The organism is Pseudoalteromonas sp. AS71, from assembly GCF_038900275.1.
In the GTDB taxonomy this organism is placed as follows: domain Bacteria; phylum Pseudomonadota; class Gammaproteobacteria; order Enterobacterales; family Alteromonadaceae; genus Pseudoalteromonas.
Window position 1 is genome coordinate 1 of sequence record NZ_JBBMQZ010000043.1, and the last position, 11,165, is coordinate 11,165.

The window sequence follows — 11,165 nt, forward strand, 5'->3', positions numbered from 1 at the left end:
ATTCTTGTGTAAATCGACGTCTCATTTTATCTGCCTCTATTAAAAGTTAGAGGCGACAACTATCCTGACACAGGGGGTTAGCCTCACATGGTGAGGCGAATAGCAGAGTTAATTGCCTCATTACTTTTAAGCGCTACATAGAACAATAATTCACTTTTCTGTGATAAAAAATGTGTTTATAAGCGAGGTATAAAACCTCACCTACATCATTGCAAACACAACTTTCATCAAATCCGTAGGTGCAATTTTATATCGCGCTTTGGCTTTTAAATAAGCCTGCCTAAACACTTGTAGGCGCTCAGCTTGCTCGCGCGAAAAGCGTAGCTTTTAAATTGTAAGCCGGAATTTATCTCGCGCTTTTAATTTACTTATATCGCGTTGGCGATGGCAACCAATATATGAATTTATCACTCAAAATGCGTGTATTTATTTTCTGAAATTTAAATAAATGCATCCATATTTGGTAGTTGTATTATTTGCTCACTCAGCTTATTTGCAGCTTTATTAATTATTTTTATGCACAAATCAATGTGTGCTAATTCAGCAGAAGATAAGTTATTTTTAACAGCAGAAACTTTAGCCGTATCAATTGCGGCTAATACAGAATCAACGGTTTGACTCATAAGTAGTTGCATCCGTGGTAGTGAAATAGCAAATTCATCAGCAAAATCAGCTAACATGTAAGCTGTAATCTCATTAGTAAAATTGCCCGCACTTTGCGAATTATGCTCCCCCACTGACATAGCATAACACCTTGATATTTTAGGCTGTAAATAGCCCATATCACGGTCAATGCTTCCCTGCTCAATAATAGCCTCTATATTTACCAAGTCGTAAAACGGCGTAAGCTCTAAACCATTTTTACCAACAAAAAAACTAATGTTTTTGCCATGAGCATCGTAATTACGTACTAAAATATTAAATGTCATCCAACGAATAAGCTGAGCCTCATACGCTTGTACATTCGTTGTTTTAACACTAAAGAGTTTTGCAAAAGAAACGCCATCTCGAATATAAATACCATCCCCATCATCACCATGCTGACGCTCATATTTATAAGAAGGAGGTAAATTAGTGGCTTGGCAACCATCAATAATATGACGACGTAATACACGGTTTTGATCTTGTGTAACGCGCCTATCAAAGCGATCTATTACAAATACTCTTACATCTGCGTAAGTACGCAACTCAACATGGGGAACATTGAGCCCCGACTCTTTTGCCAAAAGCATGGTAAAAAGTTCATTTACTGCAATGAAAGGAGCGGTACCTGTTTCGAATTTAAAAATTTTATTAGAACATAGCTCCCCTTCACCAAATCCTAATTTACTATCGATTTCGAGTAGGTTTAGTTTGTCTTGAACGCCAGCAACAGAGAGCCGAGTTCGGCCATCCCAATGAGTAATTGGCTCGCCAACTTGTACAAAGCGGTTAAGTTTTTGGCTTAGCTCGTCACTAGTTACTTCACGAAAAGATGTTTGCTTTAAAGTACTGTTACTTGCTCTAAACGACAAAGCGCCTGACGTTTCCTCGCCAATTACTTTAATCAAACCAAACGTATTATTTTTAGAGATAGTAGTACTACTTATAATCTCATCAAGACCTTTGCCCTCGGGTAATAAGTTTTGTAAATAATTACGCACATCACGTGAGTCAAAATCACCATTGAGCGGTAAGTGTGGTGAAATAGCAAACCCCTTATTAATCCACTCAGGCTCATAGGTAAATGCAATATCATTTTCAGAGCCTATATCAAGGGCTATCGCACCTATCTTCTGCGTATGCCCAATAAATACATCCAAGCTGTTTTTTTTAATACCACTGCTCATCGCTCACCTCTTCGTTGTTATTGTGGTGCGACTCGTCATCACTGACAAGGCTAAACGACAACCCCAAGTATTCCATCACTTTGAGTACATTAAAAAACTGCACATTCACATCACCTTTTTCTATTTTTATCAGCGTAGGCTTTGAAATATTAAGTGCTTGCGATACATCAACCAGCGTAAGCTTCATGCCTGTTCGCTTTGAAGTAATCGCTTTAGCGAGTCGCACCGACGAAAACGGCTTTGATAGATCAGGCATTTCAGTGCGTTTAACAACTCTTCCAAGTGTTTTTTTTGCTGGTAATTCACTCATTAAAGGTCAACTATAGTTTACTTATACAATTTATTTTAGGGTAGCCCACCCAAAAGTCAAATATAACTTACTTTTAATTTTGAACGTATATTTACTGCCTATAAGTAAACCGTAATTTACTTATAGGCAGTAAGATAAAACCCAGCCCCATAAGTAAAACTTAAGTTACTTATGGGAAGTTAATGACATTTTGAGCTTAATAGCCAAGCTCAACACCTGTAGGCGCCCAGCTTGCTCGCGCTAAAAGCGCAGCTTTTAAATTTTTACCTTATTTAAAATATATGCGCTTTCAAAGGCTTTTTTAACCGCTGGGAATATTCACGATTAAGATTAGGAAATTGCTTATACATCATCGTTTTTAATTGCTTTTCAGATAGCTTATTACAGAGAAATTCTTGCTCAGCAAGCATTATATTATTAAGTAACGATCGCCCTGCTTGAGTATCCATTAAAAAGTAAATTGCAGCCCAACTGCTTGCATACAACTTACTGGTATCACCTTTTTTCCACGAGTCATCCAAACCCACTAACGAACCAATTGAAAATACACTTTTAGTAATATTGTTATTTTTCGTCCATGAACTATTCGGCTCAACAATAGCTGTTTGCATATTATTTTTAGTAAGCTCAAAGTATTCAGCAAATCCCTCATTAAACCATCTCGGGGTGTAACCTAAAACCGCTTTATTAATGGCGTGCACTGCCTCATGTACCGCAGTTCGCATTGCACTGTGTGCATTATCATAATGAATAAAAGCAGAATTACTCGCGTGAAAATACATACCCGCAGTGTTTGTCGGGTCAGCACTACGTTGCTTAATTGCGGCCTCATAAGCGCGGCGTGTAGGCAATACCGTTAAATTCAGCTTTACCTTTTTAAGTGCATGCACGCCAATAATCTGTCCGTATACTTTAAATACAGTATTGAGTTTTATGCGTAACTCTTGGTTAAATGACGAAGGTAAATTGGGCGTATTTAAAGAGAGATCAAAGTAATCTAACGGTTCAATAAAACCTGTATCGTAAGTTGCTACCGCAAAATCCGGTTTTTTATCACTAAAATGCGGAACACCGTCACTGTCTGTCCACGTAAATATATCGCCATTACGTTTATATTTAACCTTACCCAACGACACATCCACGCAGCGCGTATTGTTAGCTTGCGATAAATGATTATCGGCAGATATTGATACATTTTGTAAAGTAGCCGTGCTTACATTTTTGAGCTGTTTAGTCGCTAACGGTTCAGTAGCTACCTGCGACGACAAACTACTATAAATTCGTTTAACCTCGCCTATAGGATCGTGATAATTAAATACTCGCCCAGTAAAATGATTAGCAATGAGCGCCGATGCAATTAGCAGCACAAAAAATACAAACACCACACGTAATTTTGTTTTAAACATATTTATGGGCGCCCTTGCCACTGTGCTTCAAATAACTCTTTTTGCTTACCCCGATACTCGCTACACCATACAAAGTCGGCCGACTCCATCCCTTTTTTGCGGCAACGTTTAGGCAACTTATAAAACTTTGACCAAGCATCAAGCTTGGCGGCATCTTTATAGCTATCGCTGTGCAAAGACATGTTTGACACTTTTTGATTGAGTAACCAATTGCTATTAGGCGTACGAGTTGCGGTAGAAGAAGTAGCCTGATAAGCACTACCATTCTTTTTAGGCTTACTGCAGTGATTAGCAAGTAAAGTAAATAGCGCTTTATCGCGCGCAGTTAAACGCTCACCTTCTTTATTACTGTAGCCACTTCTAAATTGAGAGCGAATAGCTTCGCGCTGCTTTTTAATGCTATCGCATTGGGCTTGTGTGTAAGCCTCACCAGCTTGAGGAAAAGTTGTAAATACACAAATAAATACCAGTAAAATCCATTTAATCATTATTCATTCCCTGAATTAAAACTTTAAAAGAGTGTACCTATAAATGTGAAAAAACACATCAACATTACTAATCCAAAAAGTAAAAATTAAAGCTGTGGGTGGGAGTTCACCTGGTGTCTTAGTTTTACAAAGCACCCGCGAGGTATAAAACCTCACCTACATCAATACAAACACCACTCTCAACAAAACCGTAGGTGCGATTTTACATCGCGCTTTCTCTTTAGTAACGAGCTCATTACCCCAATCAACGCTACAAAGCCCACCCAAAAACCTGTAGGCGCTCAGCTTGCTCGCGCAAAAAGCGTAGCTTTAAAATAATTTACAAATATCGCATTGGCGATGGCAACCAATGGGCGATTTTCTTCAAATAAGTTCTGCTGCTAATAATTCATCCCTGAAGCCGGGTTCCTTTCAGCATCCATGCTTCCACTTCCTCAAGCTGCAAAGCTACGCTTTGGTCATTCGTCACCCACGGCGCCCCTCAATTTCACTTATCTTTAAACAAATAATTAATTTGAACGTAAACGCGATGAAAGCACATCCATGTGCAAGCATCGCTTTCCTCGAATCCATGCGAGGTAATTACTCATTAATTATGTGTTTGCAGGTGAAGTTGAAGGGGATAATTTCTTAGCATCATCATTTGATTACTCTCTCGGCTAATACTTAACTCACACGTTTGTACTTAATTACTAGTAACTTAGTCGATTAATACTTGTAGCTGTACCGCATTTAAGTAAACTAACCACTCGCAAACAGGGAGTGGTTTTAATGCAGCAAATTGGTATTTACGAGCAGTTAATTACGCAAGTAATTAAGCAAAACTTAAATCGTGATCAATTTTATGTGGGCGAGCGCCAGCTTGAAACGGCCGAAGCCGCAACATGGCTTTCACGCTTTTTAAGTAAACTTGTAACGCATGCAATCGATGCCATTCCCAACTCGAACGAGCGCCTACAAGAACAAATTAGCCTAGCTAACAGCCTTGTACTTTGGCTTAAAGATCATATTCGCGATGACGAGCTAATTAACGAAAACCTTATCGACAGCCAAGGCCGAATACTTACCGCGCTGTTTAATACCCAAAACCCTATTGCGGCCAACCTTAAAGATTACTCAAGCGATATATTCCCGCTTACAGGCCTTACGCAAAGCGAATTATTTAGCGGTGCTAATGCAGGTATATCACTCGAAACCGAGCTAAAGCGCGAGATTAAATCGTCCGACACTATTTACTGGCTGGTCTCATTTATAAAATGGACGGGGTTGCGCATTTTTAAAAATGAGCTTGAAGCGTTTACTAAAAGCGGCAATAAACTCAAAGTAATTACTACTTCATACATGGGCGCAACGGATGCTAAAGCGGTTGAGTTTTTGGCAAACCTACCAAATACCGAAGTAAAGCTAAGTTATAATAATCAGCAAGAACGCCTACACGCAAAGTCATATTTATTTATGCGCAATACGGGTTTTCATACAGGCTATATTGGCTCGTCTAACTTATCGCATTCGGCGCTTACCAGCGGCCTTGAATGGAACTTAAAAATTACCGCACAAGAAATCCCACACATCATAGCTAAAACCAAAAGTACGTTTGAAACCTACTGGGAATCAAAAGACTTCGAGCTATTTACAGGCGCTGTTGAGTGTAAAGAAAAGCTCATTAATTCACTTAACGAGCAGCGCGGTGTTGGGCAATCAAGCAGCCAGTTTTATTTTGATATAACACCAAAAACGCATCAGCTCGCTATTTTAGAAAAGCTAAGTGCTGAGCGCAGCGTACATAATCGTTTTAAAAATTTAGTGGTTGCTGCAACCGGCACAGGTAAAACCATCATATCGGCGTTCGACTTTAAAACTGTTTACGATAACAACCCAAACGCACACTTTTTGTTTGTAGCCCACCGTGAAGAAATACTAAAACAAGCGCAAAGCGCTTATCGTGGCGTGCTTAAAAATAACGACTTTGGCGAGCTGTGGGTAGGTAACTACAAGCCACAATGCTACAACCAATTATTTGCATCAATACAAACATTAAACAGCCAAATTGAATCACTCAATTTAACCCACGATTACTACGACTACATAGTGATAGACGAAGTACATCACGTAAGCGCTGCCAGTTATCGCGCTATTTTGAACCATTTTACGCCCACAATATTACTTGGCTTAACCGCTACACCAGAGCGACAAGATGGCGCAAATATACTCGATGATTTTTGCGGAGTAATAGCCGCAGAAATACGTTTGCCAGAGGCAATAAATCAACGTCACTTATGCCCGTTTCAATACTTTGGATTGGATGACGACACCGACCTAAGCCAAATAAAATGGCGAGGTGGCCGTTACGATATAAGCGAGCTAAGTAACCTTTATACAGGAGAGAACAGCCGCGCTAACAAAATTATATCCAGCCTTGCTGATATCGTAACCAATGTTCACACAATAAAAGCACTGGCGTTTTGTGTAGGCCAAGATCACGCTGTATTTATGGCGGAAAAATTTAACTTAGCGGGTATAAACGCCGATGTACTCACCAGCAAAAACACTAATGAGCGCGCGGCCAAACAACAAGCACTACGCCAAGGCGAAATACAAATACTTTTCGTGGTTGATATTTTTAACGAAGGTGTCGATATTCCAGAGGTCGATACTCTGTTATTTTTACGCCCGACTGAAAGCCTAACGCTTTTTTTACAGCAACTCGGCCGTGGCCTGCGTTTACCTGATAACAGCCAAAAGCAGTGTTGTACCGTACTCGACTTTGTAGGCAACGCACGCCCAGAATACGACTTTGCCAGTAAATTCCGCGCTCTCATTGGTAAAAGTAATCAGCCAATAAAAACCGAGATTGAAAACAACTTCCCGCATTTACCGTTGGGTTGCCGCATAGAGCTACAAAAACGCACACAACAAACAATATTAAAAAATATTCAGCAAGCTATAAACTCTAAACGCCGTTTACAGCAGCTGATAAATAGCTATTCGCAACACACTAATGACGCGCTAACGCTCAGTAATTTTTTACGCATAAACCCACAAGTCACACTTGAAGATATATACAAACCAAAAGATAAAAAGCTCGGCGGCTGGCATTGGCTAAAAGGCGATGAAATTCCAGTAGAACAAACCGATATTTATGCCGCGTATTACCGTGCTATAAACACCCAATTACTCGGCTGCACTTCACTTAGCTATTTATGCTTTTTACGTGATTTATGTAATAACGACTTTCGCTTTACCCCAACAGCACAAAACCAACAGTACGCGCTTATGGCGCATTACAACTTTTGGGATAACACAGGCACAAGTTTAGGGTTTAAAACGCTTGAGCAAAGTTTACAAGCACTTAAACACAAAGAGCTACAGCACGAACTTACACAAGTAATTACGCTATTAATAAACCGCATACACCAGCAAGAAAGCGATTTAGCGTGCCTACCAAACCACGCAATAAAATTACACAGCCGCTACACCCGCCAGCAAATACTCGCAGCATTTGGGGCGCACTCGTTTGATAAAAAATCGACCGCCCGCGAAGGCGTTTTAGAATTTAAAAATCAAAACTTAGAGCTGTTATTTGTAACACTTAATAAGTGTGAAAAAACCTACTCGCCCACAACGCTGTATCACGATTACGCAATCAGCCCTACCCTGTTCCATTGGCAAACGCAAAACAGCGCCCGCCCAGAACACGGCCGAGGTTTGAGTTACTTGCAACACCAAAAAACAGGCAAAACCATCCTGTTATTTGTGCGCGAACAAGGTAAAGACGAAAACGGCAGAACTATGGGGTTTGTAAACTACGGTGAGGTTAAATACCAAAGCCACAATGGCAGTCAGCCAATGAATATAACGTGGGAATTAACCAACCCCATGCCAAGTAAAATGTGGCATGAGGCTGGGAAATTGGCAGTTGGTTAACTGCCAATTTATTTTTTATCTGTATTATATAAGTTATAAGGTAAGTTATTTGTCGCCTTGTTTTTAATTTAAATGATTCGATCTTTGTCATGCATTTTTAAAAACATCAATTGTTTCTCACCTTGGTATTTCGGGTTCCACTCTATGTCTTGATTATCACCCTGATAATGATACTCGGTAGTAGAGAAAACAACTTGAAGAGAATGCTGAGCACATAATACTTTAAGTGCTTTGATGTATTGGTTTAGGTCATCATTGTGAATTTCGTGTTGCTTAGGTGTATCTAAAATTAAGAATTTAAAACAGAACGAATTATGCAGTGCCATTAACTCAATTAAAGCTGCATGGTACGCTAATACAGCTCTAGTTCTGGTACTTCCCTTAAGTTGAGATATAGTTTCTGTACCGAGATACGGAGTAAAATCGTCTTTAAAAGTAATATTTCGGCTAATGTTGTTGGTATTTAGTACTTCTAGCCAGTTTAAAAAGAACTCTCGAAGATCAGCTTTGAGCCTTACTAATGCTGGTATTGAGTTTTTATCCGTACCAAAAGACTGGTACTTTTCTAGAGCTTTATTACGCTCAGCGAAAGTTTGAAAATGTTTATTTTCCAGTAATTCAACTTTTTCAATATCACTCTTTTGGCTTTGCAGTTCAAATATTTGATTTTTTAGTGCTGATATTGCATCTACCAGAGCCGATATCTCACTTTTTTCTAAAGATTGATTTCTCTCATCGATAATCGTTTGGATTAAACCTTCTAAGCTTTCACGTTGTTTCATGATTTGCTCGATTTTAATCTTATCTATATCTGCATTTCTTTCGAGATCTTTAATTTGGTCTTTTAAATACAATAAATTTTTACTATAGGCATCTGAGCTTGAAGAAAACAGTTGGCAATTACTAGAGCCACAAATCTCATTAAATGATAGGTATACTCGCCTAGCTTCTTCATTCAAGTTAAGTGTTTCAACTTCTGTGTTAATCTCATGTACTATCTGTGTAATACCGCTTGTTCTCTTATTAATTTCAGCGATTTCAAGCGTTAAGTCTCTTATCGAAGCTTTATGTTTTGAAATTAAGCGATCTAAAACATTAATCGAGTCATCATGGTTTGCGCCTGAGCTCTTGAGTTGCTCTATTTCACTTTCTAAAGTGCTGATTTCATCTTCTAATTCTTCTGAGCTTTTAGATATTAATGCAGCTTCCTGCTTAGCAATTTCAGCTTGGCGGGAATGAAGCTCTACTTGCTTATCTAAATAATCTAAACGTTCTTTAGCCTTAAATTTTTCTTTCTTTTGGTCGAATGAGTGCTTGACTGGCAAATCAAATACCATTCTCATCATTTCTGAGAACTGATCTTTGATAAAGTTACTTGGTGGGCTATAAAACTTATTATAACCGTCATCTTGATCTAGGTAGTAGATTGGCAACATTGATGCTAAATAGGGACTAGTGCTTTTGTTATTAGTGGTTACTAGGTTATCTACTGTCAGACCCAGCGTTTCAAACAGATATGCCGAATACTCCTTCTCATCATAAAACCTCTGCTTCTCGCCATTAGGCTCTGTAACCTGAATATCTATACCTTTGCTGTAAATTCTCTTTAATTGCAAATTTCCGATAGGAGATGAAACTTCTAAAATAGCGTGATTGCATCGTTCATAAATATCATTTCTAAATACGCTAGGATAGCCTAGGCAAAAAGCAATCGACTGTACTATAGGAGTTTTACCACAACCATTCTTACCAAATAGTTGAGTAATATTGTCGCCAAACTTTAGTAAATCTGATTGCCAACCAGAAAGACCATTTGAAAAAATTTGTATACTAATTAACTTCATTCCAACTCCATGTCTAATTGCTTAGAAACACATAGGTTTCTGTATGCTTTAGCTATCTCAGCTAGGTTACAAGCTAGAATATTCTCTTCATTAAAAGCTTTATCAATCACCTTCTTACCTAAAGTTGTGATTTTAATTCGCCCTTTATTATTCGGGATTTCTATCAAGTTTGAATATTCCAAAAAGCTAACTGCTTTCACGGTTCTAACTCGTAAGTTTGCTGACCAACCAACGTGTTGAGCCGAGCCTTTAAAGCCGGGCATGCTTGTTTCTAAGCTTTCACCAACAAGTTGGCCGATTTCTGATACTTTGGGTTTTCGTTTATCTTTAGCCATAAGTAGCACTATCAAACTGATCAGTGGGAGCTGAAATAATGCTTCGTTATTTAACAAATTTGGCTTGTTATAACTGGAGCTATCAACGCGAATTTCGGTACCCGATTGTGCAATATTTTCAAAAAATGTATCGAAATTCATGATTTTCCCTTAACTAATTCCGCAAATATGCCTCCGAGAATGAGCTCAGGGTTTAGATCATACATTAAGTCCTCAGACTCAAGCTTACTGACTAAGTCTTTTATTGGAGATCTCAGGCTTGCTAAATGAAGTGAGCCATCACTACGAATGGAGCTATTTAAAAGCTCTCTTACCATACTGTTGATAGACTGTAAGTCGAACTCAAAAAGCACATGGCGGTTTTTCCTGTGCCAAAGATCCCAATTAGTTTTGCATCTTGATATATACTCAACCTCCTCAATGCTAGCCCCAGCAGAGGACAGCGTTCGTTGAATAATTGATGCGCTTTTTATAACTTTACTATCTCCGCTTTCAAGCAAGTTATTATATGCGTCCTTTGATATACTTAGTATCGATAGTAAGTCTTCAATAGCTATTCCTGCATATTGCTCAATACTTTCTTGAGTTAGCTCAGCTATTACACCACTTGATTTATTTTCTACTAGTTCAAGCAGTTTCATCAGTATTTCACGAGTTTCAGTGTGGCCTAAATCTACTTCGCTAAATTTGTAAATCGCATTCTTTGCAATAGGTTCGAAATTATCATCACCACTTTTTAAATGCTGTACATCAGTTTCAAACTTGAGCTTTGATAATCTTAATTTGATTTCACCTTCGGATAGTTCATTAGAGACTTCTTCAGGGAAACATTTGTTGAACCTATCAATTAATACTTCCGAGAACTTATTTTGAAAAGTCCCCGCTTCAATGTCTTCTATTACTTTTTCAACGTCATCTCCATTATTAATGTTGGTCTGAAAGACAACTGAATCGGAGTTTTTCAAGTTAGTTGTCGCATCAAATTAAATTTTATGCCGCCCGCATTGCTTCTTTTTTCTCTGGATTTAA

8 protein-coding genes are annotated in these 11,165 nt (G+C 38.6%); 1 reads left to right on the top strand and 7 read right to left on the bottom strand.

Features of this window, described 5'->3' with window-relative positions:
• Positions 1-440: 440 nt before the first annotated feature.
• The 4 genes from WNY98_RS20285 to WNY98_RS20300 form a co-directional block, all read right to left on the bottom strand.
• Positions 441-1,829, bottom strand: coding sequence for a HipA domain-containing protein (locus WNY98_RS20285; RefSeq protein ID WP_342878782.1), 1,389 nt, complete (start codon positions 1,827-1,829; stop codon positions 441-443).
• Entirely contained in the window at positions 1,813-2,139 is a 327-nt protein-coding gene (locus WNY98_RS20290) for a helix-turn-helix transcriptional regulator (RefSeq protein ID WP_029750805.1), read from the bottom strand. The genes WNY98_RS20285 and WNY98_RS20290 overlap by 17 nt, the downstream gene beginning before the upstream one ends.
• 272 nt (positions 2,140-2,411) lie before the next feature.
• Positions 2,412-3,545 (bottom strand): DUF1570 domain-containing protein, encoded by a 1,134-nt coding sequence (locus WNY98_RS20295; protein WP_342878783.1) that lies wholly within the window; start codon positions 3,543-3,545, stop codon positions 2,412-2,414.
• Positions 3,546-3,547: 2 nt separating this feature from the next.
• Complete coding sequence (locus WNY98_RS20300) at positions 3,548-4,033, bottom strand: hypothetical protein (RefSeq protein WP_342878784.1); 486 nt, start codon at positions 4,031-4,033, stop codon at positions 3,548-3,550.
• A 771-nt stretch (positions 4,034-4,804) separates the two neighbouring features.
• Between WNY98_RS20300 and WNY98_RS20305 the strand changes: the two genes are divergently transcribed.
• Positions 4,805-7,957: a DUF3427 domain-containing protein gene (locus WNY98_RS20305; RefSeq protein ID WP_342878785.1), complete on the top strand. Its 3,153-nt coding sequence runs from the start codon at positions 4,805-4,807 to the stop codon at positions 7,955-7,957.
• Between the two features lie 68 nt (positions 7,958-8,025).
• Here the strand turns inward: WNY98_RS20305 and WNY98_RS20310 are convergent, their stop codons facing one another.
• Genes WNY98_RS20310 through WNY98_RS20320 form a run of 3 tightly spaced genes read right to left on the bottom strand, consistent with a single transcriptional unit; the run spans position 8,026 to position 11,101 of the window.
• Positions 8,026-9,801: an AAA family ATPase gene (locus tag WNY98_RS20310; protein ID WP_342878786.1), complete on the bottom strand. Its 1,776-nt coding sequence runs from the start codon at positions 9,799-9,801 to the stop codon at positions 8,026-8,028.
• Positions 9,798-10,277 (bottom strand): hypothetical protein, encoded by a 480-nt coding sequence (locus WNY98_RS20315; protein WP_342878787.1) that lies wholly within the window; start codon positions 10,275-10,277, stop codon positions 9,798-9,800. Before WNY98_RS20315 ends, WNY98_RS20310 begins: the two co-directional genes overlap by 4 nt.
• Positions 10,274-11,101: a hypothetical protein gene (locus tag WNY98_RS20320; protein ID WP_342878788.1), complete on the bottom strand. Its 828-nt coding sequence runs from the start codon at positions 11,099-11,101 to the stop codon at positions 10,274-10,276. The genes WNY98_RS20315 and WNY98_RS20320 overlap by 4 nt, the downstream gene beginning before the upstream one ends.
• Between the last annotated feature and the right edge of the window lie 64 nt (positions 11,102-11,165).